The organism is Actinomycetospora sp. CA-053990 (assembly GCF_050948445.1).
Classification (GTDB): domain Bacteria; phylum Actinomycetota; class Actinomycetes; order Mycobacteriales; family Pseudonocardiaceae; genus Actinomycetospora; species Actinomycetospora callitridis.
The window spans coordinates 218355-243852 of record NZ_CP192043.1; the positions used below are offsets into that span (position 1 = coordinate 218355).

20 protein-coding genes are annotated in these 25498 nt (G+C 74.6%); 11 read left to right on the forward strand and 9 right to left on the reverse strand.

All coding sequences use genetic code 11. The annotated features are described in order from the left end of the window. The first annotated feature begins 80 nt into the window (after positions 1 to 80). Together rfbB and rfbA are read left to right on the forward strand one after the other, a co-directional pair. Positions 81 to 1094: a dTDP-glucose 4,6-dehydratase gene (rfbB, locus tag ACQPYN_RS01105; protein WP_433032274.1), complete on the forward strand. Its 1014-nt coding sequence runs from the start codon at positions 81 to 83 to the stop codon at positions 1092 to 1094. After that, complete coding sequence (gene rfbA / locus ACQPYN_RS01110; RefSeq protein WP_433032277.1) at positions 1091 to 1984, forward strand: glucose-1-phosphate thymidylyltransferase RfbA; 894 nt, start codon at positions 1091 to 1093, stop codon at positions 1982 to 1984. The genes rfbB and rfbA overlap by 4 nt, the downstream gene beginning before the upstream one ends. Here rfbA and ACQPYN_RS01115 read toward each other — a convergent pair. The 3 genes from ACQPYN_RS01115 to ACQPYN_RS01125 all read right to left on the reverse strand — a co-directional run bounded on the left by ACQPYN_RS01115 (position 1981) and on the right by ACQPYN_RS01125 (position 2976). Next, the gene (locus ACQPYN_RS01115) at positions 1981 to 2376 is read right to left on the reverse strand and encodes a DUF2267 domain-containing protein (RefSeq protein ID WP_433032280.1); all 396 of its coding nucleotides are present in this window, start codon (positions 2374 to 2376) and stop codon (positions 1981 to 1983) included. The two genes, rfbA and ACQPYN_RS01115, sit on opposite strands and share 4 nt — an antisense overlap. 78 nt (positions 2377 to 2454) lie before the next feature. Continuing rightward, complete coding sequence (locus tag ACQPYN_RS01120; RefSeq protein WP_274187262.1) at positions 2455 to 2607, reverse strand: hypothetical protein; 153 nt, start codon at positions 2605 to 2607, stop codon at positions 2455 to 2457. A 120-nt stretch (positions 2608 to 2727) separates the two neighbouring features. After that, positions 2728 to 2976, reverse strand: coding sequence for a hypothetical protein (locus ACQPYN_RS01125; protein ID WP_433032284.1), 249 nt, complete (start codon positions 2974 to 2976; stop codon positions 2728 to 2730). 149 nt (positions 2977 to 3125) lie between these two features. On the opposite strand from ACQPYN_RS01125, the gene ACQPYN_RS01130 reads away from it, so the two are divergent. Beyond that, entirely contained in the window at positions 3126 to 3386 is a 261-nt protein-coding gene (locus ACQPYN_RS01130; RefSeq protein ID WP_433032287.1) for a hypothetical protein, read from the forward strand. A gap of 93 nt (positions 3387 to 3479) precedes the next feature. Beyond that, on the forward strand, positions 3480 to 5435 hold the full coding sequence (locus tag ACQPYN_RS01135; RefSeq protein ID WP_433032290.1) for an aconitate hydratase: 1956 nt from the start codon (positions 3480 to 3482) through the stop codon (positions 5433 to 5435). Here ACQPYN_RS01135 and ACQPYN_RS01140 read toward each other — a convergent pair whose 3' ends face one another. After that, the gene (locus ACQPYN_RS01140; RefSeq protein ID WP_433032293.1) at positions 5436 to 8657 is read right to left on the reverse strand and encodes an arabinosyltransferase domain-containing protein; all 3222 of its coding nucleotides are present in this window, start codon (positions 8655 to 8657) and stop codon (positions 5436 to 5438) included. 158 nt (positions 8658 to 8815) lie between these two features. On the opposite strand from ACQPYN_RS01140, the gene ACQPYN_RS01145 reads away from it, so the two are divergent. Continuing rightward, positions 8816 to 10111: a lipopolysaccharide biosynthesis protein gene (locus tag ACQPYN_RS01145; protein WP_433032296.1), complete on the forward strand. Its 1296-nt coding sequence runs from the start codon at positions 8816 to 8818 to the stop codon at positions 10109 to 10111. Further along, positions 10108 to 10812: a class I SAM-dependent methyltransferase gene (locus ACQPYN_RS01150; protein WP_433032299.1), complete on the forward strand. Its 705-nt coding sequence runs from the start codon at positions 10108 to 10110 to the stop codon at positions 10810 to 10812. Before ACQPYN_RS01145 ends, ACQPYN_RS01150 begins: the two co-directional genes overlap by 4 nt. Positions 10813 to 10834: 22 nt before the next feature. On the opposite strand, the gene ACQPYN_RS01155 is transcribed toward ACQPYN_RS01150, so the two are convergent. Next, on the reverse strand, positions 10835 to 13819 hold the full coding sequence (locus tag ACQPYN_RS01155) for an arabinosyltransferase domain-containing protein (RefSeq protein WP_433032302.1): 2985 nt from the start codon (positions 13817 to 13819) through the stop codon (positions 10835 to 10837). A gap of 607 nt (positions 13820 to 14426) precedes the next feature. On the opposite strand from ACQPYN_RS01155, the gene ACQPYN_RS01160 reads away from it, so the two are divergent. The 3 genes from ACQPYN_RS01160 to ACQPYN_RS01170 are packed head-to-tail and all read left to right on the forward strand — an operon-like array spanning position 14427 to position 17808. Next, positions 14427 to 15572, forward strand: coding sequence for a glycosyltransferase family 4 protein (locus ACQPYN_RS01160; protein WP_433032305.1), 1146 nt, complete (start codon positions 14427 to 14429; stop codon positions 15570 to 15572). A gap of 35 nt (positions 15573 to 15607) precedes the next feature. After that, a complete protein-coding gene (locus ACQPYN_RS01165; protein ID WP_433032308.1) occupies positions 15608 to 16345 on the forward strand; it encodes a class I SAM-dependent methyltransferase in 738 nt (245 codons plus the stop codon). 41 nt (positions 16346 to 16386) lie between these two features. Continuing rightward, positions 16387 to 17808: a hypothetical protein gene (locus ACQPYN_RS01170; protein ID WP_433032311.1), complete on the forward strand. Its 1422-nt coding sequence runs from the start codon at positions 16387 to 16389 to the stop codon at positions 17806 to 17808. A 44-nt stretch (positions 17809 to 17852) separates the two neighbouring features. Here ACQPYN_RS01170 and ACQPYN_RS01175 read toward each other — a convergent pair whose 3' ends face one another. The 4 genes from ACQPYN_RS01175 to ACQPYN_RS01190 form a co-directional block, all read right to left on the reverse strand. Continuing rightward, entirely contained in the window at positions 17853 to 19691 is a 1839-nt protein-coding gene (locus ACQPYN_RS01175; protein ID WP_433032314.1) for a glycosyltransferase, read from the reverse strand. A gap of 73 nt (positions 19692 to 19764) precedes the next feature. Then, positions 19765 to 21873: an acyltransferase family protein gene (locus ACQPYN_RS01180; RefSeq protein ID WP_433032317.1), complete on the reverse strand. Its 2109-nt coding sequence runs from the start codon at positions 21871 to 21873 to the stop codon at positions 19765 to 19767. 121 nt (positions 21874 to 21994) lie between these two features. Beyond that, positions 21995 to 22912 carry a class I SAM-dependent methyltransferase gene (locus ACQPYN_RS01185; RefSeq protein WP_433032320.1) on the reverse strand — a complete coding sequence of 306 codons (918 nt, stop codon included), beginning with the start codon at positions 22910 to 22912 and terminating at the stop codon, positions 21995 to 21997. Positions 22913 to 22992: 80 nt separating this feature from the next. After that, positions 22993 to 23649: a hypothetical protein gene (locus ACQPYN_RS01190; protein WP_433032322.1), complete on the reverse strand. Its 657-nt coding sequence runs from the start codon at positions 23647 to 23649 to the stop codon at positions 22993 to 22995. Positions 23650 to 23836: 187 nt separating this feature from the next. Between ACQPYN_RS01190 and ACQPYN_RS01195 the strand changes: the two genes are divergently transcribed. Next, the gene (locus ACQPYN_RS01195; protein ID WP_433032325.1) at positions 23837 to 24715 is read left to right on the forward strand and encodes a DMT family transporter; all 879 of its coding nucleotides are present in this window, start codon (positions 23837 to 23839) and stop codon (positions 24713 to 24715) included. Further along, positions 24712 to 25497, forward strand: coding sequence for a hypothetical protein (locus ACQPYN_RS01200; RefSeq protein WP_433032327.1), 786 nt, complete (start codon positions 24712 to 24714; stop codon positions 25495 to 25497). Before ACQPYN_RS01195 ends, ACQPYN_RS01200 begins: the two co-directional genes overlap by 4 nt. Position 25498 lies beyond the last annotated feature (1 nt).

The following is a 25498-nucleotide window of genomic DNA, read 5'->3' on the forward strand; positions in this document are numbered from 1 at the left end:
CTCCGCCGGTGGTCGTGGCAGCATCGGGCGTCGACCGGCCCGGTGCGACGGGCGCGCGCGACGACCAGGGGAGGCCACCGGTGGCGACCGTGCTCGTGACCGGCGCGGCCGGGTTCATCGGCTCGAACGTCGTGCGGTACTGGCGCCGCGAGCACCCCGGGGACCGCGTGGTGGCGCTCGACGCGCTGACCTACGCCGGGGTGCGGGAGAACGTCGAGGGTCTCGACGGCGTCGAGTTCGTGCACGGCTCGATCGCGAACACCGAGCTCGTCGAGCACCTGCTCCGGGCCCACGGCGTGGACGTGGTGGTCAACCTCGCGGCGGAGTCGCACAACAGCCTGGCGATCCTGCGTCCCGGCGACTTCTTCGCCACCAACGTGATGGGCACCCAGGGTCTGCTCGAGGCGGTCCGCCGGGTCGGTGTGGGCCGGTTCCACCACATCTCCACCTGCGAGGTCTACGGCGACCTGCCCCTGGACGTCGACGAGTCGTTCAGCGAGGAGTCGCCGTACCGGCCGCGGACGCCCTACAACGCCGCGAAGGCCGGCGGCGACCACGTGGTGCGCGCCTACGGGCTGACCTACGACGTGCCGATCAGCATCACCAACTGCGCCAACAACTACGGGCCCTTCCAGTTCCCGGAGAAGGTCATCCCGCTATTCACCACGCGGGCGCTGGCCGGGGAGCCGCTGCCGCTCTACGCGTCGACGAAGAACCGCCGGGAGTGGCTGCACGTCGACGACCACGCCGCGGCGATCGACGCCGTGGTCCACCACGGTCGGGTGGGCGAGACCTACAACGTCGGCTCCGGGCACGAGGTCGACATCGAGGGCATCGCCGACGCGGTGCTGGACACGCTCGGGCTCGGATCGGGACTCAAGACGATCGTGCCCGACCGGCCCAGCCACGACCGCCGCTACCTGCTCGACTCCACCAAGCTGCGCTCGGAACTCGGGTGGGCGCCGCGGATCGGATGGGACGAGGGCATCGCGGCGACCGTCGACTGGTACCGGACCCACGAGGACTGGTGGCGCCCGCTGCTCGGCCGCGCGCCGGTGGTCGAGGGTGCCGGCGCGGACTGGGGCCGGGCGTGAAGGGGATCGTGCTCGCGGGCGGCTCGGGCTCGCGGCTGCACCCGGTGACCCGGGCGGTGTCCAAGCAGCTGCTGCCGGTCTACGACAAGCCGATGATCTACTACCCGATCTCGGTGCTGCTGCTGGCCGGGATCCGGGACATCCTCGTGATCTCCACACCGGTGGACCTGCCGGCGTTCCGGCGGCTGCTCGGCGACGGCAGCGAGCTCGGGGTGCGCTTCGACTACGCCGAGCAGGCCGCGCCGAACGGGCTCGCCGAGGCGTTCCTCATCGGCGCCGACCACGTCGGCGACGACACCGCCGCCCTGGTGCTGGGCGACAACATCTTCCACGGCCAGGGATTCGCGACCGTCCTGGCCGACCAGGTCGCGCGCCTCGAGGCGGAGAAGGGCTGCGTGCTGTTCGGCTATCCGGTGCGCGATCCCGGCCGTTACGGCGTCGGGGAGGCCGACGAGACCGGCCGGTTGCTCTCGATCGAGGAGAAGCCGGCCGAGCCCCGGTCGAACCGGGCGATCACCGGGCTGTACTTCTACGACAACGATGTCCTCGACATCGCCCGCACCCTGACCCCGTCGGCGCGCGGCGAACTGGAGATCACCGATGTCAACCAGGCCTACGTCGCCCGGGGCGACGCCCGCCTGATCGACCTCGGCCGCGGGTTCGCCTGGCTCGACACCGGCACCCACGAGTCGCTCATCGAGGCCAGCCTCTACGTCCAGGTCCTCGAGCACCGCCAGGGCGTGCGCTTCGCGTGCCTCGAGGAGATCGCGCTGGCCAAGGGCTGGATCACCCCCGACCAGGCCTTCACGCTCGGGGAGCGCCAGGCCAGCTCCGGCTACGGCGCCTACGTCATGGACGTCGCGCGCCGCGCCGGAGCCGACGCCCGCTAGTGCTTCTGCACCGGCTCGGTGCCGAGGAAGTCCTGGAAGTCCTTCGGGAGCTGGCTGGTGAAGTTCTGCCACTCGCCGTCGGTCAGGGCGGTCTCGAGGCCCTTGGCGATCGCACGGGCGTGCTGCCGGGCCTGCGCGACGGTGACGCCGTCGCCCTCCTGCTCGGCGATCCGCTGGTAGAAGGTGTCGACGTCGAAGCGCTCGCCGCCGCCCTCGTTCGGCAGCGCGTCGGCCAGGCCACCGGGGAGCTGGGAGGCCAGGTCCTTGGCCTCGCCGCCCTCGAGCCGCTGGCCGAGGACCGTCAGCGTGGCCTTCACGGCGCGCTCGGCGCTGTTGTTGTCCGGCAGGTCCAGGCTCTCCTTGACCGCGGACACGAACTCGTGCTCCTGCATCGTTCTCCTCTCGTGACGGTGATGTCACGAGGCGGGTGCCCAGCACCCTGCTCCGCCCACACGTCGCGGCGGAACGGCCTAGAAGAGGGCCCGGAAGAAGTCCACGATGGACTCGGCGAAGCCGGCGAGGATCGTCAGGATGCTGGTGACCGTCGCCGCCGCGGTCGCGGGCGAGTCGATGATCCAGAACAGCACGAGGGCCAATGCGAGCAGCCCCAACACCCGTTGCATGCTGCACACCGTAGTCACGAGAGCAACATCCGTCACTACCAGTGCGGCGGGCGGCAGTCACGTTCATTCGGACGGGACACGCCGATGCGCTGATCAGCGCAGGTCACGGACCTGGACGGCTCACGCGTCGTCGAGTCGGGCGGCGAGCCCACGGTTCAGCTCGGACACCTCGAGGGTGCGGGGCCCCTCGGAGAACGTCACCGACGCGATGACGCCGTAGTTGACCAGCACGACCTGGTTGTCGGCGAATGCGTAACGGTGCACCTCGCCCTCGTTGATGATCTCCGTGAACCGCGCGACGACCGAGCCGAGATCCTCCTCGAATTTCAGCGTCAGGGGAATCTGCGGCACCGACACGTAAACGGTCACGTTCGTCCTCCACCTCGATCCGTTCGGCCGCGATGAATTGCGCCGGACGCCACATCGAAAATGCTCCGAGTGCCACGCGTGAGGACCACGGCGGCCACCGATCCTAGATCGGGAGACCCCACCGTGGGTCCCGACGGGGAGGGCGTGTCATGGAGATCGATGGCGTCGAGGTCTTCGAGGAGCAGGAGGACTACGGCTATTCCTGGTCCTGGGACGACCCGCGCGGATTCCAGTCCGAGATTCTGTGGCAGCGGGAGGTCGGGCACCTGAGCCTCGGGACGCGACAGATTCCCGGCGGCTGGGTCCACAACAGGCTCGACCCGAATGCCTGGGGCAGCGCGCGGACGATCTACGAGGCCCGCCAGGTCGTCGAGGCCTACGTGACGAAGGCGGCGGCCAAGCCCGCCTGACACCGAGTTCGCACACCTCGCCCACCCGATGCAGCGTCTCCGCGCTGATCGGGTACCCGAGGGGCCACCGCCGCCGCCCCTCGGGAGTTCCGCATGCCCCACGGAGTCGCCCACCAGCTCATCGCGTCCCACCTCGTCGACGGGGAGATGACGCCCGGTGAAGAGATCGCCCTGCGCATCGACCAGACCCTGACGCAGGACGCGACGGGGACGCTGGTGATGCAGGAGCTGGAGTCGCTGGGTCTCGACCGCGCCCGCACCGAGGTGTCGGTGCAGTACGTCGACCACAACCTGCTCCAGGCCGACGAGAAGAACGCCGAGGACCACGCCTACCTGCGCTCGGCCAGCCGGCGCTTCGGGCTCTGGTACTCCCAGCCCGGCAACGGCGTCTCGCACCCGACGCACATGCAGCGATTCGGCGCCCCGGGCAAGACGATGATCGGCTCCGACTCGCACACCCCGGCGTGCGGGTCGCTCGGGATGCTCGCCATCGGCGTCGGCGGTCTCGAGGTGGCGCTGGCGATCACCGGGAAACCGCTGACCATCCGGATGCCCGAGATCTGGGGCATCGAGCTCACCGGCGAGCTGCCCCCGTGGTGCTCGGCGAAGGACGTCGTCCTCGAGATGCTCCGCCGCCACGGCACCAAGGGCGGCACCAACCGGATCCTCGAGTACCACGGGCCCGGGCTGGCGACGCTCACGGCGATGGACCGCCACGTCATCGCCAACATGGGGGCCGAGCTCGGGGCGACGACCACGGTGTTCCCGGCCGACGACGAGGTGCGGCGGTTCCTCGCGGGCGAGCAGCGCGAGGACGACTTCACCGAGCTGCTCGCCGAGGAGGGCACCGAGTACGACGTCACCGAGTCGATCGACCTCTCGGAGCTCGAGCCGCTCATCGCGCAGCCGTCGTCGCCGGCCAACGTCGTCCCCGTGCGCGAGGTGGCCGGGACGCCGGTCGGCCAGGTGGTCATCGGGTCCTCGGCGAACCCGGGGCTGCGGGACTTCGCCGTCGCCGCCCGCATGGTCGACGGCCGCCAGACCCACCACGGCGTGAGCTTCGACGTGAACCCCACGTCGCGGCCGATCCTCGTCGACCTCACCCGCTGGGGCGGGACGACCTCCCTGATCGCGGCGGGCGCCCGCATCCACCAGTCCGGCTGCATGGGCTGCATCGGGATGGGCCAGGCCCCCGCCCCCGGTACGAACTCCCTGCGGACCTTCCCCCGCAACTTCCCCGGACGCTCCGGCGCCGGCAAGGACGACCAGGTCTGGCTGTGCTCGCCGGAGACCGCGGCGGCCAGCGCGCTGCGCGGCGAGATCACCGACCCCCGCGAGCTCGCCGAGGAGCTCGGCCTCACCTGGGGCGACCTCGACCTCCCCGAGCCCACCGTCATCCCGGACATGCTCGAGGAGCCGCCGCCGGAGGAGCAGGCGAAGAACGAGGAGCTCGTCAAGGGCCCGAACATCTCCGGGCTGCCGGAGTTCGAGCCGTTCCCCGACTCCTTCGAGGTGCCGGTGCTCCTCGCGGTCGGCGACGACATCTCCACCGACGACATCTCCCCGGCCGGCGCGGAGGCCCTGCCCTACCGCTCGAACATCCCGAAGCTCGCGCAGTTCGCGTTCATCCGGATCGACCCCGACTACCCGGCGAACGCCGAGGAGATCAAGGACACGACCGGCCACGCGATCGTCGGCGGCGCCAACTACGGCCAGGGCTCGTCCCGCGAGCACGCCGCGATCTGCCCGCGCTACCTCGGCCTGCGCGTGGTGATCGCGGAGTCCTTCGCCCGCATCCACTGGCAGAACCTGGCCAACTTCGGGATCCTCGCGCTCGAGTTCCCCGAGGAGGGCGAGCGCCCGAAGATCGACCAGGGCGCGACCCTGTCGTTCGAGAACGTGCGCGAGCAGCTGCAGCAGGGGCACGAGGTGACCGGCCGGGTCGACGGGACCGAGTACACCTTCCGTCACCAGCTCTCGGACCGGCAGGTGTCCATGGTGCTCGCGGGCGGGCTGATCCGGCAGCTCGCGGAGCAGGAGGAGAGCTGATCAGGGCAGGCCGGAGACGGTCTCCCGCCGCCGGATGAGCTCGTAGCCGTCCGACGGGTAGGGCTGGCGGTACTCGAGGACCCACAGGTCGTCGACCTCGTCGCCGGCGTCGCGGAAGCGCGTGGTGAGCCGGCTGACCTCGGCCTCGCGGTGGGTGTGGCCCAGCAGGCCGCCCCGCTCGGGCTCGAACGTCCAGTCCGCCACCGCGTCCCGGGGCGTCTCGCCGTAGGCGATCGCGGCGGACGCGGGCTCCGTGATGCCCGCCTGCTGGCGTGGCTGGCGCACGCCGGGGAAGAGCGACTTCATCTGCCAGGCGACCCCGACGGGGCGGTCGGGCGGGAGGAACTCGGGCAGCGGGACCCAGCGCCGCACCGTGGGGCCGGAGAACGCGAGCCAGCCGCCGGTGGTGGTGCTGTCGTCGACCGCGACCAGCCGGATGACGTCCGCGCCCGGCGGCGGGGCGGCCTCGTCGACGAGGGGCACGGTGCGCCACTCGACGGAGCTGTCCGGGTCACCGATCAGCCGACCGCCCACCGGGACGAACCCGGTGGGGTCCGCCCGTCCGTATTCGGCGCGCAGCGAGACGCCGTCGCCGAGACGGCCGGACACGGAGACGGCCAGGCCGGCGTCCGGCGACGCGGGCGGCAGCCGGTACCAGTCGGTGGTGAAGGTGCCGCGGCGCGAGTCCGCGTTGGCGCCCGGCGCGGGGACCAGGAAGCTGCCGAACACCGGCACGTCCGACGCCGGTCCGGCGGGGGGCGGGCTGGTGGGGAGGTAGGCGCCGGGGACGAAGGGCTCGGTGCCGGTCGCCGCGGTCCCGGGGGGTGTGGCGGGCGGGAGGGCCCGGGCGCCCACGGGGTCCAGGACGTCGATCTGGTGGGCCATGCCGGAGCGGGTCGCGCCCGGGTCGTTCCAGGCGTCGACCTGGGGTGACCACGTGGACGACGTCAGGACCGCCGCGCGGGCGAAGTCGCCGACCATCCAGACGGTGAACGTGAGGAGGAAGACGACGGCCAGCACGGGCGTCGCCACGCCGAGCGCGAGCCGTCGCCATCCGGGCGCCCAGCGCGCGGCGGCGGCGGCCACGGCGACGGCGACCGCCGCGAGCGCGAGGGCCCACCAGAGCGGCTGGTCGAACTCGATGCCCCGCACCGAGGGGAAGTCGCCGTAGGCCGGCATCCCGAGGCCCCGGTCGTAGGGCCACATGTCCCGGCCGTGCCCGGCGAGGGCGAACACGAGGACCGCCGACAGTGCCGCGGCCGCCAGGGTCGCCTGCGGGACCGGCCGCTCCCGGTCGAGCCGCGCGAGGAGATGGGGGCCGTCGACGAGGACCAGGGCCAGGAACACCGCCCCGAGCCCGGCGAGGGCGCCGAAGTGGTGGGTCGGGGCGCTGGGGGTCGGCAGGAGCAGGACGAAGGCGAGGATCGCGGTCCACTCGGCGAACGGGAGCCGGAAGGGCACGCCGAGGTCGCGGGCCCGGGCCGCCACGACCAGCACGAGGAACCACACGAGCAGGAGCAGACAGAGCAGGACGGCGGCCCGGCGGGCGTACGACCCGAAGTGCGACTCGGTGGTCAGGAGCGCCCCGTAGCGGGTGATCTCCTGGTACCAGGTGCCGGCCCGCTGGATCGGCGCGAAGATCTCCTGGGAGCGGACGAAGTCGCGGTAGGCGCCGTCGCCGAAGCCGAGCAGGCTCCCCACCGCGGCGGGGGCGAGCACCACCACCCACCGGCCGGCCACCGCCCACCAGCCGCCGGGCCCCTGGCGGAACCAGCGCCACACGACCGGTGCCGCGGCCACCAGCGGCGCGAGCGCGACGAAGCCGGTCGGCGCGGCCATGAGGCCGGCGGAGCCGAGCCCCACCGCGAGCCCCACCAGCGCCGGCCGGCGCCGCTCGATCCCCTCGACGACGGCGACCAGCGTCGCCACGGCGAAGAAGGCGACGACGGGCTCCGGGCGGACACCCATGTCGTAGGGCAGCCACCAGGCCAGGAACGCCGCGGCGGCCGCGAGCCGTGCCGCCGCGTGGGCCCACCGTCCCTGACGCGTGCCCTCCCCGAGCAGGCGGGTGCGCGCGACGAACGACCGGACCAGGAACCACGTCCCCAGGCCGAGCACGAGGGCGGGGATGCGCAGCACCGTCGGCGCGGCCCCGGAGGTCTCCTGCCACCACGAGAGGGCGTAGTACGGCCAGGAGAAGGGCGTGAAGCCCTGGTTGTCGAGCTGGTAGTAGTTCGGCACGTACCCGGAGAACGGCACGTTCGCCGCCATCGCGCTGTAGTAGCCGTCGTCGTCGGTCAGCGGCGCGAGGAACAGCCAGGCGAGCAGCGTCGCCGGCACCAGGGCGTCCACCACCCGCGGGCGCAGGCGCCGCACGCGTCCCCCCACGCGGGAGAGCCACCGGGCGAGGGCCCCCGTCTCCGCGGGGCGCCGGTCGGTCCGGGGGCGCCGGACGGCCGTGACGGCCATCGCGACCGCGCCGACGACCAGCGCCGCGAGGATCGTCCCGATGAGCGCCCACTTGAGGGGCGCGGGGGAGTGGTCGAAGACGTCGTCGACCGTCATCCGCACCGAGAGGTCGTCGGGGGTGGCGTCCGGGAGGGCCGGCAGCGAGGTCCGCAGCGCGTCCACCTCGGGCAGGGCGGCGATCGGCGCGAGGTCCGGCTCCGACTCCGGCAGCACGTCCGGGTCGGGCTCGGGCATCCGGCTGGGGGTGGTCGACACGGTCACGCCGTCGACGACGACGTGCATGGCGGCGGCGTCGCCACCCACGACGACACGACAGTCGCCCGGGGGCAGCGGGCCCGCGAAGAGGTCCTCGCCGCCGCTCCGGACGGTCACCCCGCCGTCGCGCGCCCGGACGGTCAGCGCCTCCGCGTCGGCGTCCGGCGACGTCGGACCCATCGTCGACAGGACGACCCCGTCGGGCGTCGCCGCCGCGGCGCGGGCGGCCCGGCAGCTGAAGCGGGCCTCGATGTCGATGGGCTCGTAGGCGGTGAGCATGAGCATCGTCGGCGCCGGGTCCCGGGGATCGGCCGGCCAGCGGACCTCGGGGACGCTCATCGAGACGGGGGCGATCGGCAGCAGGACGGCGCCGATGAGGGCCACGAGACCCGCGACGGCGGCGACCACCGACGACCACGGGTGCGTCGGGCGTGGTCCCGGCCGGGCGACGACGTCGTCGACCTCGGCGGACACCTCGGGCGGGGCCTCCGTGCTCAACAGCCGCCGCTCCTCCTGGATCGTGCCCGGGACCGGCACGGTAACCCGGCGCCCGGCCGGGCGAATCGAGGGGTGGGCCCGGCGGGTGGCGCACGGGGAGGGCGGGGTCGCGGGATACGCTGCCGGGCATCACAGCACCGAGTGAGGAGTCGCTCGCCGTGGGCGACCAGACGCCCGGCCGGGTCGGCGCCCGGAGGCTGGTCGGTGCGGCCGGTCTCGGCGTCCTGGTCTCCGGCCTGATCGTCAACGTCTATCTCGCGGTCGTGGCCCGCGCGCTCCCGCCCGCCGAGTACGCGACGTTCGGGTCGTTCTGGGCGCTCGCCCTCGTCGTCGGCTTCGGGGCCTTCCTGCCCCTCGAGCAGGAGCTCGCGCGGCGCCTGCCGTTGCCCGGCGACCGCCAGGCGCTCCTGCGCGCCGCGAGCGGCGCCGCCGCGGTGCTCGCCGGGATCGCCCTCGTGGTGCTCGTCGGGGCGCTGCCGATCATCTGGCGGTCGCTGGACGGCGACGTGTCCGTCCTGCTCGCCCTCGGTGCGCTGTGCGTCGTCTCCGCGGGCCAGTTCCTCGTGCGCGGCACCCTGATCGGCACCGACCGCCTCGTGCGCCACGCGGCGGTCATGGTGCTCGACGCGGTCCTGCGGCTCGGGTTCGCCGTGGGTGTCTTCATCGTGGGCGGTGCCGACGCGGCGGCGTTCTGCTGGGCGCTCGTGGCCGCGATCGTCCTGGCCCACCTGCCGCAGCTGCCCGCGGCGTGGCGGCGGGCCGTGGCGTGGGAGCGACCGTTGTCCCCGGGCGCCCCCGCCGACCGGCCCTCGGTGCGCGGGCTGACCCGCGCCGCGATGCCGCTGCTGGTCGGCTCGGTGTGCGCGCAGCTGCTGCTCAACGGGCTGCCGGTGCTCGTGGTCGCCGAGGCCGGCGAGGCCAACGAGGCGGCGGCGGGCGTGTTCGTCGCCGCGTTCACCCTGGCCAAGGCGCCCTTGTCGATGGTCGTGCCTCTGCAGTCGGCCGTCGTCCCCACGCTGACCCGCCTGATCGCCGCGGACCGCCGGCGCGAGGTGGTCGTCCTGCTCGTGAAGGGCGTCGCCCTGCTCGGCGCCGTGGCGGCGATCGGCGTCCCGCTGGCCTTCTTCGTGGGCCCCTGGGTGGTCTCGCTCGTCTTCGGTGCCGACTACACGATCGGCGGCCTGGACCTCGCGATCATCCTCTGCGGGGTGCTCGCCCACATCGGGCTCGTCGTCGTCACCCAGGTCCACGTCGCCCGGGGTCGCCACCGCGACGTCGCGCTGAGCTGGACCGCGGGCCTCCTGGCCGCCGGCATCACGTTCTGGCTGGTCCCGGGCGTGATCCTCTCCGGAGAGGTCGCGTTCGGGGTCGGCAGCGCGGTGGGCGCGGTGGTCAGTGCCCTGATCCTGGCGGCCTCGCGCCGCCGTCCTGCCGAGGAGAGGAACGAGGCGTGAGCGCCGAGAGCACCGAGTACGACGAGCAGTACTACCAGGCCAACGGCCAGGCCGACGACCGTCCCGCGCTGCGCTGGTACACCCGTCTCGTGCGCCGCTACACCGCCGGCGGCCCCTACCTCGACTTCGGCTGCGGCACCGGGCACCTCGTGCGGCGGCTGTCCGCGCTCGGCCCGGCGGCGGGCTTCGAGATCTCCGAGTACTCGGCGCGCACCGCCCGCGCGAACGCGCCCGGTGCCACGGTCACCACCGACGTCGCCGAGCTCGCCGACGGCTCCTTCGGCGCGCTGACCGCGATCCACGTTCTCGAGCACCTCGACGACGAGGTGGCGTCGGAGACGCTCCGGACGTGGCGGCGCATCCTGCGGCCCGGCGGGTACGCCCTCGTGGTCATGCCCGACCCCGCCGGTCGCGGCCGGCGCCTGGCCGGCCAGGCGTGGATGGGCTTCGCCGACCCCACCCACATCAACCTCAAGCCGCACGCCCAGTGGCGGGAGTTCCTCACCGACCACGGTTTCGTGGTGGAGCGCGAGGGCACCGACGGGCTCTGGGACGTGCCCTACGGCCGGCTGCCGAAGCTGCTCGACGCGGCCCGCTACGCCGTGCCCGCGTTCGCCCAGTTCCTTTCCGGACGCCTCGTGCTCCCGGCGGGGTCCGGGGAGTCGTCGGTGTTCGTGATCCGCCGGCCCGCGGACGCCTGACCGGCCCGACCCGCCCGGCGGCTCAGCCGCCCGCGGGCGGCGGCCCCGCACCGGGCTCATCGGCCGCGGGCCCGGCGGCGGCGGCCTCCTGCTCGTCGAGGGGCACCGACATCGTGGTGTTCGGCGCCGGGCTCCACCCGGACACGACCTCGCGGCGCGGGTCGACGCGGTAGGACGGCGCGAGCGGCACCAGGGGGTCGAGCCGGTAGACCTGGCCCGACGCCCCGTCGGGTGCGGGCCGCAGCCGGGTGGTCAGCTCGGTGACCTCGGAGTCGCGCAGGCTCTGGGCGAACAGGCCGCCGCGGCCCGTCTGCCAGATGCCGTCGAAGCGGTAGGCCAGGGGACGGTCGCCCCACACGACGCCCAGCGTGGCCGGCTCGTTGATCCCGAGGGCCTGCACCGGCTTGCGCTGGCAGGGGAACAGGAACGAGTACTGCCAGCTCACGGCCGAGGCCTCGCCGGGCCTGCTGTAGTCCGCGAGCGTGGTCCAGCGCTGGACGGTCGGCGCGCTCACCGCGAGCCAGCCGCCCGGGGCGACCGACGTGTCCTCCGCGACGAGCCGGAGCACCGTGGCGCCCGTCGGCGGGCCGTTCGCGTCCTCGAGGAGCTGCGAGCGCCAGATCGTCGAGTCCACGGCGTCGCCCTCGGTGTCGACGTCCAGGGCCTGGCCCCCGACCGGGACCACGACGCCGCCGATCTCCCGGCCGTACTCGACCCGCAGGGTGTTGCCGTCGCCCGTGCGTCCGGACACCGAGGTGGTCATCGCCGCGCCGGGCCGGTCGGCCGGGATCGCGTACCAGGGCGTGGAGAAGCCGCCCACGGTGCCGTCCGAGCCCGCGGAGATCCCGGGCCCGGACGCGGGCGGCACGAAGCTGCCCCAGGCCTCGGCGCCGGTGGCCGGTGGCGGGCTCGACGGGAACCAGCCGCCCGGCACGAACACCGACGTCCCGCCGGGCGGCGGCGGGACGAGGAAGGGCACCGGGGCGAGCGGGCGGGCCGTGGCCGGGTCGAGGACCTCGATCTGGCGGGCCGCGGCGCAGTCGCTCGCGAGCGGGTCGCGCACCGCGTCGGCCCACGGCGAGTACCCGTCGGCGGTGCGGGCGGTGGCGAGCACGAAGCTGCCGACGAGGTACGTCGTGGACACCAGCAGCACCGCGGCGGCCGTGAGCGACACCGCGATCACCGGGACCACGGGCCGCCACGAGGGCGCCCGCCACCGGACCACGAGCAGGGTCGCGACCGCCAGGACCATCCCGCCGAGCAGCCACCACACGGGCTGGTCGAACGAGAAGAACGCGACGCGGGGCACCTGGAACGCGTCGGGCAGGCCGAGCATCCAGGAGTAGGGCCAGTTGTGGTCGCCGTGGCCTGCGAGGGCGGCGACGACCGCCACGAGCAGGCCGACGCCGACCATCACCGGCAGCGGCGGGCGCCACGGGGACCGGTCCGGGTCCCCCGGGCCGTCCGGTCCCTCCGGCGGCCGGGCGTCCCGCAGCAGCACGGGCGCGCCCACGACGACCAGCGCGATCACCGCGGGACCGACGGTGGCGAGCGTGCCGAAGTGGTGGGTCCACTTGCTGGGGGTCAGCCACAGGAGGGCGAAGCCCAGCAGCAGGGTCCACCCGGCCGCCGCGAACCGCGGGGGCACACGCAGACCGCGGCCGCGGGCGAGCGCCACGAGGACGAGCAGGCAGCCGAGGGCGAGCACGCCGAGCAGGACGGGGTACCGCTTGGCGTAGTTCCCCATCGGGCCGCCGTCGTCGAGCAGGAAGCTCCACCGGACGATCTCCGAGTACCAGGTCTCCTGCGCCTGCATCCCGAGGAAGATCTGCTGGGCGCGGACGAAGTCGCGCAGCGAGCCGTCGGCGAACGCGAGCACGCTGACGAGCGCCCCGGGCGAGGCGAGGGCGATCACCGTCGCGACCCGGCGAGGCAGCGAGCCCACCTCGGCGAGCCGCCGCCACACCGCGGGCAGCAGGGCGAGCAGGGGCGCGAGGGCGACGAAGCCGGTCGGCGCGGCCGTGGCGCCGAAGGACGCGACGCCGACGGCGAGCCCGGCGAGGAACCAGCGGTCGCGCTCGAGGGCGACCCGGAGGCACAAGAGGCTCGCGATCACGCTGGTCGCCACCACGGCCTCGGCGCGCACCCCGACGTCGTACGGCAGCCACCAGGCGACGAACGCGACCGCCACGACCGCGTGCAGGGCGATCGCCCGCCCGCGCCCCGTGCCGGCGGGCAGCGCGCGGGCCACGTACGCGCGCAGCAGGACCCAGCTCAGGAGCCCGAGCAGCAGGGACGGGACACGCTGCACCACCGGGCTCAGGCCGGCGACGCCCTGCCACCACGAGAGCACGTAGTAGATCCACGTGAACGGGGTGAAGCCCTGGTTGTAGAGCTGGTAGTAGTTCGCGACGTAGCCGGTGAACGGCACGTTCCCGGCCATGGCGGCGTAGTAGCCGTCGTCGTCGCTCATCGGGCCGATGAAGGTCCACAGCACCAGCAGTGTCGGCACGACCGCGTCGACCACCCGCGGGCGCGGCCCCCGCCACCCGAGGGGGCCCTCGAGGAGCCGCCCGAGCGGCCGCGTCAGGCGTTCGCGCCACGACCCCGTCCACGTCGTCCAGCCGGCGGGCTCCCAGCGCGCGGCGCGCACGGCGCGGTCGCGCTCGCGCAGCGCGGCGAGCACCACGCCGACGCACACCAGCAGCAGGGCGGTCACGAGGGTCTTGAGGAACGTCGGGGACGTCGAGAACTGGTCGTCGACGGTCAGCCGGACGCCGAGCCCCGTGCCGCCCGGCCGGGGCGGCACCGAGGTGACGAGGGCGTCGACGTCGGGGACGGCCTCGGGTCCCGCGCGGCCGACGGTCCGGCCGTCGAGCGTGACCGTCATGCCGGTGAGGTCGCCGGTGATCGCGACCGCGCAGGGGCCCGGCGGGAGCGGCCCCTCGACGAGCGGGATCCCGCGGGACACGACGCTGAGCCGGTCGTCGCGCACGGTGGCGAGCAACCCGACCTCGGCCGCCGGCGAGACCGGGGGAGCGTCGCGAGCAGGAGGCCGTCGCCGGGTTCGCCGAGCGCGCGGCCCGTCCCGGCGGACGCGGCCGCCCGGATCGTGTCGCAGCCGGCCCGGACGTCGAGCGCGAGGGGACGCTGGGTCGTCAGCTGCAGGGCGGTCGGCCGGGGGTCCGCGGGATCGAGCGGCCAGCTGACCTCGGGCTGGGAGACGCTCACCGGCAGCAGCGGCAGCAGCGCCGCGCACACGAGCGCGAGGATCCCGGCGACGGTGGCGACCGCGGGCCACGAGGGCCGGCGCGCACGCCACCCGCCCTGGATGTCCGTCCCGTCGTCAGCGGGTCCCTCGTCGGTGCGGCTCTCGTCGGCGGGGGACGAGGGCCGCGAGGTGGCGGTCACCGGGCGGGCTCCCGAGTCGGTCGGTGGATGACGCACGGTAGCAACGGCGGCGCATCGGGCGACCACCTGCCCGCGCGTATACCGATCGGGCCACGGGTCCCGTCCCGGCGCGCCCGTCGGCCGTGGCGCCGATCGCGGCCTCTACAGTGGCCGGGCGGGACGGGCCGCCAGGACGGCCCCCGGAGACGTCGGCGAGGAGGGTGATGGACGAGCATCCGCACCAGGACCTCTGCATCGTCCTGACCTATTACAGCCCCTACGTCTCCGGGCTCACCAACGTCGCGCGCGACCTCGCCGAGGGTCTCGCGGCGCGCGGATGGCGGGTGTGTGTCGTCGCCTCCAAGCACGACCCGGAGCTCGCGACGCACGAGATCGTCAACGGGGTCGAGGTGATCCGGGCGCCCGTGCTGGCGAAGGTCGGCAAGGGGACGATCGGGCTCAACCTGACCCGGCTCGCGCTGCGGGAGATGGCGCGGTCGACGGTGGTCAACCTGCACCTGCCCCTGGTCGAGGCGGGCCTGCTGGCACGGCTGTCGCCGGTGCCCGTGGTGTCGACCTACCACTGCGACGTCTCCCTGCCGACCGGTGACGGCCCGCTCGTGCGCCGTCTCGTCAACGCCGCCCAGCACCGGGCGATCGACTTCTCCAGCCGGGTGGCGCTGCGCCGCTCCGCGGCCGCGGTGGTGTCCAGCGAGGACTACGCGCGGCACAGCCGGATGTGGTCCGCGATCGACGGCCGGATGGTCGCGGTGCCCCCGCCGTGCCCGCCGCGGGGCGCCGGCCGCCCGACCTTCCGGCGCGGCGAGGGACTCCACGTCGGCTTCCTCGGGCGCATCGTCGAGGAGAAGGGCGTCGAGCACCTCGTCGACGCGTTCCTCGCCCTCGACGACCCCGACGCCCGGCTGCTCGTGGGCGGGGACTACCTCGACGTCGCGGGCGGCAGCGTCGCCGAGCGGGTCCGGCGCCACATCGGCGACGACCCGCGGATCGCGATGCTCGGGTTCATCCCCGAGGAGGAGCTCGACGACTTCTACGCCTCGCTCGACGTCTTCGCGCTCCCGTCGGTCAACGCCTTCGAGGCGTTCGGCATCGTCCAGGTGGTCGCGATGATGGCGGGCGTCCCCGCGCTGGTCAGTGACCTGCCGGGGGTGCGCACGGTCGTCGAGGAGACCGGGTTCGGGGAGGTCGTGGCCCCCCGCGACGTCCCGGGGCTGACCGCCGCGCTCGCCCGCCTGCGCGACGACCCGCCGGACGCCGAGCACGGCGCCGCCACCGCGTCCGCGCGCTACAGCGTCGAGGCCGTCCTCGACGCGTACGACGCCGTCTTCGCCAAGGCAGGCGGGCGCTGAGCCCGTCGGTCACGCCGACTCCGCCGGAGGAACCGTTGGGTATCGATCCGAGCACCGGGATCGAGGAGGTCTCGCGGACCTGGACGCGTCTCGGGCGCGAGGATCCGATGTGGGCCGTCCTCACCGACCGGGAGAAGGCCGGGGGTGGGTGGACGCCGGCCGAGTTCCTGGCCACCGGCGCCACCGAGATCGCGACGCTCCTGGGCCGTCTCGCCGAGCTCGCTGCCGACCCGGCCCGCGGCCGCGCCGTCGACTTCGGCTGCGGCGCGGGGCGGCTGTCGCACGGCCTCGCGACGGCCGGGTTCGCCGAGGTGATCGGGCTCGACATCTCGCCGACGATGCTCGAGAAGGCCCGCGAGATCGTCGACGCGCCGGCGTGCGACTTCCGCCTCGCGACCGGACCGGAGCTCGACGTCGTCGAGCCCGCATCGGCCGACCTCGTCTACACCTGCCGCGTCCTGCAGCACATGCCGACCGAGCTCGCGCACCGCTACGTCCGGGCGTTCTACCGGATCGTGCGGCCCGGCGGGTACGTCGTGTTCCAGATGCCCACCGCCCCGGCCCGCAACGCCGCGGGGCTCGCCCTGCGCGCGTTGCCGGCCCCGCTCGCCCGGCGGCTGCGGCGCGGCATGGAGATGCACGGCACGCCGGAGGCCGGGGTCCGCGCCCTGGTGGCCGAGTGCGGGGCGGAGATGCTGGCCGCCGACGAGGACACCAGCGCCGGTCCGCGCTGGGGCTCGCGCCTCTACGTCACCCGCGCCGCCCCGGCCTGAGCAGGACGTGAGGGGGCCACCGATCGTGTCATGATCGGTCGGTGAGCAGCGGGGGGAACCGCACCGTCGGTCCCGTCGCGGTCGTCGACGTCCTGCTCGCCCTCGTCCTCGTGGTGGGGGCCGCGGCCTGGTTCCTCTGGATCGCGGCCGGTCCCACCGCCCAGGGCGTGCTCACCGGCGAGGAGGCGTCCGTCGCCCACCGCGACGCGCTGGCGCTCGCCCTGCACTGGCAACCCTCGGTCTGGAGCACCAACGCGGGCGCCCAGCTCTTCTACGCGCTCACGGGGCACGTCACCGGTCAGCTCGGGGACTACACGCTCTTCTCCCCGCGCACGGCCAAGGCGCTCGCCTCGGCCCTGCTCGCCCCCCTGGCGTACGTCGTCGCGCGCCGACGGCTGGGATGCGGGCCGACCGCGGCCACCCTCGGTGCCGTCCTCGTCGTCCTGGTGCCCGGGGTGACCTCGCTGGCCTGGGTGGCCATCGAGACCCCGCTCGACGCGGTGGCCGGGATGGCGGCCCTGTACGTCGCCACGTCACGGCGGTGGTGGTGGCCGCTGGGCGGCGTGCTCGCGGGGGCGTCGGTGTCGCTGTACACCGCCGGCCTGGCGTGGGCGTTCGCGGTCGCGGTCGCCCTGCTCGCCCGCGTCCGGCGAACCACGGACGCGCTGCTCGCCGTCCTGGGGATCGCGGCGGGCGTCGGTGTCGTGGCCCTCCCGCTCGCCTGGTGGCGCAACGGCGGGGTCGTGGTCACCGGGGGCGGGCGCGACGGGATCGAGCTCGACGCCGTCGGCGCACGGTTGGCGGAGATCGGGTCCTACGCGGTGCGCTCCGGCTCGTCCTACTACTACGCGACGGGTATCCCGGTCCTCGGCGGCGTCGTGCCGGCCGCGGTGCTCGCCGTGGGCGCCCTGGTGGCGGCGATCGGCCGCTTCCGCGCGGTGTGGCCGTGGCTGCTCGTCGCCGCAGGCTCCGTCGGGCTCTACGCGATCTCGAGCGGCGTGCCCGGCGCGCGGCGGATCGTCGCCCTCGCGGTCGTCGCCGGGCTGCTGGGCGGCGTCGCGGTCGACGTGCTCGCCCGCCGGCGGCCGGTGTGGACGACGCTGCTCGCCGCCGCGGTGGTGGCCGCGGTGGCGGCCCCGATGGCGGTCGGCCTGGTCGCCTGGCGCGAGGACCTCGCCCGGGGCGAGCGGGTCATGACCGCCGACTGGCCGCTGCCCGTGGCCCCGGGCGCGACCGCGACGTCGACGCTCGCGGACCTGGACGCCGCCCTGCGCGACGGGCACCTCACCGTCGCCCAGGTCGGCGACGGCTGGGGCGGGACGCGGACGCTCGCCCTGCTCTACCTCCTCGACGCCCGCCACGGCCGACCGCCGCCGTTCGGCGCCGACCAGCTCCTCGCCTACTACGCGACGACGCCGGACTGCCGGGCCCTCGACGGGCCGGTGTGCGCCCCGCCGCGGTGAGCCTCAGCCGCCCGCGAACAGCCGTCGCCAGTTGTCGGCGTCGGTCAGCCGGGGTGCGGCGGCGCGCCAGGCCTCCACGGCACCGCGCCCTCGCGGGCGAGCCGCCAGAGGACGCGGGTGCCCTCGAGGCCCAGCGACCGCAGGGCCTCCGGGTCGCGCTGACGCACCCGCACGCCGCCCTGGCCTGCGTCGGTCACCGCCACCCGGTCGAACAGGCCGATGTGCCACCAGTGCGCCTCGCCGGCGCCGACGAGCCCACCGTGGCGCGGGGTGCGGCCGAGCAGCTGCTGGGTGATCCGCTTCGCCATCACGAGCCGATCGCGCGTGGGCTCCGGGCCGGACCGGGCGATCTCCATCTCGGTCGGGCCGAGCCCCGGCGCGTCGGTGACGGGGTGGGCGACCGTCTCCCCGTGCCCCGCCCGCCGCGCGCGGATGCGCCCGACCGCGGCGACACCGCCGTCATCGAGCACGCGCGGGCCCGCGAGGAAGTCCTCCACCGCCGCGATGAGCGTCGTGGCCAGGCCGTAGTTCATCGAGACCAGGTAGCGGCCCAGCAGGTCGGCCAGCACCCCGGTGACGTGGCGGACCGGGAACGGCGAGTGCAGGGCCGCGGTGATCATGGCGTTGCGCAGGTTGAAGTACCGGTGCCAGTCGTCCCAGTCCTTCCACGGGAAGTCCGCGTGCCACACACCCGCGCCCGGCAGCGTCACGGTCGGGACGCCGTGGGCGCGCGCCCGGTAGCAGTACTCCACGTCGTCCCACTGGAAGAACAGCGGCAGCGGGTAGCCGGCGCGGCGCACCAGCTCGGACGGGATGAGGCAGGACCACCAGCCCGTGTAGCCCGCGTCGACCCGGCGGTCCTGCACGTTCTTGGTGCCGTCGGGGAAGTGGGCGGTGACGTCCGACTCGCCGACCGCGCCCGGGCTGACGTGCCCGTTGGTGAGATCGGTGAGCACGGCGTACTCCGCGCCGGCGAGCACCTGGGTCGGGTGCAGCAGGTTGAGCATCTGCGCGCCGACGATCGTCGGGTCGGCGACGCAGCGGCCGAACGTCGCGAGCCGCACGACCACCTCGGGCTCGCAGCGGATGTCGTCGTCCATGAACAGCACGTCGACGTCCGGACGGCCCCCGTGCTCCACCACCTCGTAGAGCCCGCGGGTGAAGCCGCCCGAGCCGCCGAGGTTCGGCTGGGGCAGGTAGCGGAAGTGGTCGCCGAGGCGCGCGGCCACGTCGGCGAACCCCTCGCGGGTGTCGATGCGGTCGGTGCCCTGGTCCACGACGACGACCTCGTCGAGGAGGGCCAGCACGTCGTGCTCGGCGGTGAGCGCCTGCAGGGTGGCGATGCAGTCGTCGGCGCGGTTGTGGGTGCACACGACGACCGAGGCGCCGCGGTCGGTCGCGGGGGCCGCGACGGTCCAGCGGGCGTCGTGGAGCACCAGCTCGTCGTCGTCGGTGACGATCTCGATCCACAGCCCGCCGCCGTCGAGGAAACGGTCGAGCGGCGCCGCGAGGCACACGTCCTCGGTGGCGGTGTCGTGCACGGCGAGCGTGCGCGGGACCCCGTTGGTGTCCGAGGCCCGCAGCATCAGGCGGCCGGCGCCGCGGGTGCGTCCCTCGAACCGCACCTCGGTGGCCGTCGTCCAGCGCTGCCAGTAGCTCGCCGGGAAGCGGCCGTAGTAGGTGTTGGTGCCCACGTGGCTGTACTCGCCCACGCGGAGGTGCCGGCGTCGCCGCTCGGCGCGCCCGCCCAGGACCTCGACGTAGAGCTCGTCCGGGACCTCGGGGGTGGGCCCGGCGAACAGTCCGCGGCCCACCACCAGGCGTCCTCCCTCACCCGCCGGACCGGCGTCGCGAGGGGTCGAGAGCGTGGCGGCGTCGGTCATGCGGGCGGGCTCCCAGGGGGTCGGGCGGTGCGCCGGGGGACGGGTGGGCCACCTCCAGGGTAGGAGGCGCCGGTCACGGCCCGATCAGGGATGCGACGCGCCGCCCCACCGTCGGCGCCAGCGACGCCGTGAAGGTGGCGGTCAGGTGGTTGTCGTCGAGGTAGACGGTGACGCGGCCGATCTCCGGCGGGCACACGGTGGGCAGGCAGAGGCTGTCGGCCAGGTCGAGCACCGAGACCGTCGACGGGATCCCGGCCGGCACGGGCGGCGTCGAGGGGTAGACCTCGTTGCGGGGGACGTCGCACTCGGGCGCGTGGCGGCCGTAGTTGTCGACGCAGCTCGGCGGCGCGTAGTCGAAGCGCGGGTTGTCCCGCACGGCCATCACGGGGACGCCGGCGTCGGCGAGCCGGTCCCACGCCTCGACCATGCCGGGCGGCGTGGACTCGGTGCGTCCCGGCCGGACGTTGTGCGTGGCCTGCGCGACCACCAGCGCGGGGCGCGCCTCGGCGAGCGCCGACAGGGCCTGCTGGTTCCACGTGATGCAGTCGGCCTCGCCGATGTTCGACTCCGAGGTCGTCGACAGCGGGCAGCCGGGCCGGATCAGGGTGTCGACCCGCCAGCCCCGCTCCCGGGCGATCGGGGCGACCGCGGGCAGGAACTGCTGCATGTGGGAGTCGCCGACGACGACGATCGTGCGCGCGTTGGGGTCCGGGGCGGGCACGTACGTGCAGCGCTCGAGCGCGGGCGCGGCGGGCACGGCGGTGCAGTCGTTCTCGTATTCCGCCCAGTCCTCGTAGGCCGACACCGCCGGCGGGATCACGTCGGCGTCGGGGGAGCCCCGGTCGACGAAGCCGGCCTGGAGCGCCATCGCGCCCGGGTGATCGGTGTCGCCGACCACGCCCGACGGGGTGGTCCGGGCGGCGGTGACGGCGTGCCAGGCGAGGACGAGGACCAGCACCGGCACCAGGGCGACCACGGCCAGCCGGTGGTCGACGAGTCGGCCGCCCGCCCGGCGCGCCCGCCGCAGCAGCGGGTCCTCGACGATGTGGCGGGTCGCGGCGGCCAGTGCCAGCGAGGTGAGCACGACGGCGAGCCCGAGGACCGGGCCGGGCTCCTCGCGGTGGTCGGCGGCCTGGGCGAGCAGGAGCACCGGCCAGTGCCAGAGGTAGAGCGGGAAGCTGATGCTGCCCAGGTACTGCATCGGGCGCGAGGACAGCCACCGCGCGCTGCCGAAGCGGTGCGCCGTGTCGCCCGCGACGATCACGGCGACCGCGCACAGCACCGGCCACAGCGCGAGGTAGCCGGGGAAGCCGCCCTCGACGTCGAGCACCGTGCCGCACAGGGCGAGCCCGAGGAGGCCGGCCCAGCCGAGGGCGACGCCGGCCCAGTCCGGCAGGCGCAGCCGGTGCAGGTTCAGCGCGAGCAGCCCGCCGAGCGTGAACTCCCAGATGCGGGCGAGCGCGTCGAAGTACGCGTAGGTCTGGTCGTGGGCGGTGCTCAGGATCGACCAGGCGAGCGAGAGCGCCGTGATCGCGAGGAGCAGCCCGGCGACGGCGGGGCGGGCGGCGACGCCGGCCCGACGGGCGACCAGGGTGGCCACGACGATCACGACGGGGAAGACGATCGCGAACTGGCCCTGGATCGAGAGCGACCAGAAGTGCTGCACGATGCTCGCGGTGTTGTGCGAGGCGTAGTAGTCGACGGAGTCGGCGGCCAGGCGCCAGTTCTCGACGAAGAACGCCGAGGCCACGATCTCGCGGATCGCCTGGGGCCACCGCGACTCGGGCAGGAAGACCAGGCTCGCGATCATCGTGCCGACCAGGACCACGGCCGCCGGGGGGACCAGGCGGCGCAGGGTGCGGCCCCACTGCGTCACCAGGTCGATGCCGCCGCGCTCGGCGGCCCGCACGAGCTGGCCCGCGGCGAGGAAGCCGGTCAGGGCGAAGAACACGTCCACGCCGCCGGAGACCCGGCCGATCCACACGTGGTAGATCACGACGAGCAGAGACGCGATCGCCCGCAGGCCCTCGATCTCCGGCCGGAACCGGGAGCCGTCACTGGGCTGGCGCACCCGGCCGGCGGCCGTGGGGATCACCGCGGTGGGGCGGTCGGCGGCGCGGGCCCCGGCCGAGGGATCGACCTGGCTCCCGCCCCGGACTCGCTCGTCGGCCGTGGAGGTCATCGCCTGGGACTGTGCCCTTCCCGCTCGTCGCCGCACACTCCGGGGTCTACGAGGAGCAACGAATCGGCGACAGACGGTGCACTTCGAACGCCGAGCGGCGTCCTCGGTGCCTCCCTACGGATCAGCGTTCGTGGCCTCTGGACAGCTCAGTACCCCGCGGGAGCTGAGTCGGCACCTGCGACGGCACCCCTGTGACCACGACGACCACCTGTTCACTGTCGTGGGTGAACGCCTCGTAGGTGAAGGTCAGCCCGGCGCGCTCGGCGTACTCCGTCCAGGCGCGGTGCTCGCCGTCCTCCCACCCGGGGTGGTTGAGGTACTCGTCGAACACCACGACCGACCCGGGGCGCAGGCGCGGGCCGACGTGCTCGAGCACCGTCGCCGTCGAGGAGTAGAGGTCGGCGTCGAGGTGCAGCAGGTCGACGTGCCCGGCGTGGCCGTCGAGGAACGGGGGCAGCGTGTCGGCGAACCAGCCCACCACCAGCTCGGCGCCGGGGACCTCGGGGGGCTCGACGTCGTCGAACGTGCCCGCGGTGAAGCCGGCGCGCCAGTCCTCGGGGAGTCCCTGGAACGAGTCGAAGCCGTGCACCCGCCCGTCGCCGCGGGCCTGCGCGATCGCCCGCAGCGTGGTGCCCGTGTAGACCCCGAACTCCAGCGCCATGCCCCCGCGCGGCGCGAGGGCCAGCGCGTGCCGGAGGGTCGCGGAGGGGTGCGGGAACGTCCGCGCGCCGGGCATGGCGTCACGGACGAAGCGGGCGCTCGACGCGACCGCGTCCCGCTCGCCGGCGGCCAGCATGTCCCGCCGCTCGCGGACCTCGCGGGCGTGCAGCTCGGTGCGCAGGGCGGCGACCTCCTCGCGGACCGCGTCGCGCACCGCGGCGAGCTCGGCCGCGTGCTCGCGGGCACGGGCGTCGAGGGCGTCCAGCCGCGGCGTCACCCGCTCCTCGACCGCCGCCGCGGCCCCGTGCTCGGCAGCGCGGATCAGGCGGAGGTGCAGGGCATGGCGCAGGCGGGACAGCGGACCGGACGGCGGGGACACGCCGCCCATGCAAGCGGAGTCGCCCGACCGCCGTCGACCCTCGGGCGGGCGCCGGTCGACCCGGTCCGCCGGACGGACCGCTACGGGGTGGCGGCGGCCTGTTCGGCGGTCGCGGGAGACGACGCGCGGCGGTGCCCGCGGGTCGCCGGCCGCCGGGTCGCGGCCACGAGGAGCAGCGTGTGGCCGAGGGCCAGCATCACCATCGTCGCGACGCCGTAGGGGTAGTAGATGTGGCTGGTGAGGAACGACCAGGCGCCGACGACGGCGAACAGCGCGCCGACGGCCGCCAGCAGGCGCCAGGCCCCCGGGGCCCGCACGAGCGCGACGACGGCGGCGAGCACGGTCGCCGCGAGATAGGCGTAGACGCCGGGCGCCGTCACGACGTCGGCGATCTCGAACAGCGACGCGACCCAGGGGCCGGGGCCGAGGCGCATCGTCTCGTGGCCCCCGCCGACGCCGGCCAGGACGTCGAGCGCGGTGTAGAAGCCGGCGTAGACGAACCCGAGGACGACGGTGAGGCCCTCGAGCACCCACCCGACGGGCCCGGCGGGACGGGACGCCCGCACCACCGCCCACGGGCCGAGCGCCAGCAGCGGGAAGAGCACGATCCCGATGAGGTGCAGGTCGCGCCACCACGGCGCCGACTCGGGGGTCAGCATCGCGGGGTGCGAGGACCCCAGGACGGCGAGGGCCAGGGCCGGGAGGGCGGTGGCCGCGATCGCCAGGGGAACACGCATCCGCGACATCCTCGCAAACGCGGCATCGTCGGCCGGTGAGCCGAGCGTCCGGGCACCACCTGTCACATGGCCGACAGCATGATCGAGAATCTCTGGACCGATCGGGTGGCGACGCGAAGATCCTGTCGCTTTGCGTGCCCGCCCGGTGATGGACTGACGTAGTGACGTGGGCTGATCGGACGCGGAGGTGACCCTCCTGGCGGGTGCGCTCGCGGTGCTGGCCGCGTTGCTCTTCGCGATCGCCTCCGTGGCCCAGCGCGGCGCGGCGGCCGACGTCCCCGACGAGGAGGCGCGCGGCGGCCGGCTGATCGCCCGCCTGGTCCGCTCGCCCCGCTGGTGGGCGGGCACGGTCGGCGATACCGGGGGCTTCGCCGTCCAGGCCGCGGCGCTCGGCGTCGGGTCGTTGTTGCTGGTCCAGCCCCTGCTCGTGACCACCGTGCTCTTCGCGCTGCCCCTCGAGGCGCGCCTGACCGGCCGGCGGATCGGGCGCCCCGAGATCCGCTGGGCCGTCGTGCTCGTCGCCGCGCTGGCGCTGTTCGTCGTGATCGGCGAGCCCACCGCGGGTGTCGACCAGGCCCCGCTCGGCGTCTGGCTCCCGTCGCTCGTGGTGCTGCTCGTGCTCCTGGTGCTGTGCGTGCTCCTGGCGGGACGCCAGCGCGGTCCCCGGCGCGCGGCCCTGCTCGCGGTGGCCACGGGCCTCGCCTACGGCCTGGTGGCCGCGCTGACGAAGTCCGTGGTCGACCTGCTGGGCGAGGGGCCGCTCGCCCTGATCACCTCGTGGGAGACCTGGGTGCTCCTCGCCGCGGTCCTCGGCGGGACGCTCCTGCAGCAGACGGCCTTCGGGGCCGGCCCGCTCGCGGCGTCGCTGCCGGCGGTGACCGTCGGCGAGCCGATCGTCGCCGCGGTGCTCGGGGTGGTCGTGCTCGCCGAGCAGGTGCGCGCCGACGGCCTCGAGTGGGGCCTCATCGGTCTGCTCGTCGTCCTGATGATCGTGGCCACGGCGGCGCTGTCGCGCTCGTCGGCGGCGGCCCTGCCCGAACCGGAAACCGTGGGAGCACCGACGTGAGTCCCGACGTGAACCTCGACCTGGGTCTCGACCTCGAATCCCGGGCCGCCGCCGCCTGGATGCTCGGCTCGTTCGTCGTCGTGTTCCTCGGGACGCGGCTGGTCGTGCGGCTGATCCGTGCCGGGAAGGGCCCGTTCCGCAACCAGGCGATCGGCGGCGTCCATCTCCACCACCTGGTGTGGGGCATCTTCCTCATGCTGATCGCGGGGGTCGGCGAGTTCACCTACCAGCCCGACGGCCCCTGGCTCTACGTGCTCGCGGCCGCCTTCGGGGCGGGCGCGGCGCTGACGCTCGACGAGTTCGCGCTCTGGCTGCACCTCTCCGACGTCTACTGGGAGCGGGAGGGCCGCGTCTCGGTCGACGCCGTGCTGGTCGTCGGCGCGCTGATGGCGCTGCTCGTGGTCGGGGTCAACCCGTTCGACTCCGACACCGGAGACGGGGTCCTGGCCGTGGTGAGCACGATCGTCGTCGGCGGTCTCCTCGCGATCGTGGCGCTGTTCAAGGGACGCCCGCTGCTCGGCCTGCTGGGCCTGCTCGTGCCCGTGCTCGCCCTGTTCGCGGCGGTGCGCCTGGCCCGGCCCACCTCGCCGTGGGCGCGCTGGCGCTACCCCGAGGGCTCGAGCAAGGCCGTGCGCAGTCGCCGGCGGTTCCCCGAGCGGGACAGCCGGCGCTGGGACGCGGTCGTGGAGGCGATCGCCGGGCGCCCGAACGAACCCGAGCACGACCCGGACCACGACGCCCCGCCGGCGGACCCGCCGCGGGAGCAGGAGGGGGCGCGCTGAC

Coding starts and splice junctions, on each gene's coding strand:
- ACQPYN_RS01175 (WP_433032314.1), bottom strand. CDS start 19,691: ATGACCGACGCCGCCACGCTCTCGACCCCTCGCGACGCCGGTCCGGCG.
- ACQPYN_RS01190 (WP_433032322.1), bottom strand. CDS start 23,649: ATGCGTGTTCCCCTGGCGATCGCGGCCACCGCCCTCCCGGCCCTGGCC.
- ACQPYN_RS01120 (WP_274187262.1), bottom strand. CDS start 2,607: ATGCAACGGGTGTTGGGGCTGCTCGCATTGGCCCTCGTGCTGTTCTGG.
- ACQPYN_RS01180 (WP_433032317.1), bottom strand. CDS start 21,873: ATGACCTCCACGGCCGACGAGCGAGTCCGGGGCGGGAGCCAGGTCGAT.
- ACQPYN_RS01115 (WP_433032280.1), bottom strand. CDS start 2,376: ATGCAGGAGCACGAGTTCGTGTCCGCGGTCAAGGAGAGCCTGGACCTG.
- ACQPYN_RS01160 (WP_433032305.1), top strand. CDS start 14,427: ATGGACGAGCATCCGCACCAGGACCTCTGCATCGTCCTGACCTATTAC.
- ACQPYN_RS01135 (WP_433032290.1), top strand. CDS start 3,480: ATGCCCCACGGAGTCGCCCACCAGCTCATCGCGTCCCACCTCGTCGAC.
- ACQPYN_RS01130 (WP_433032287.1), top strand. CDS start 3,126: ATGGAGATCGATGGCGTCGAGGTCTTCGAGGAGCAGGAGGACTACGGC.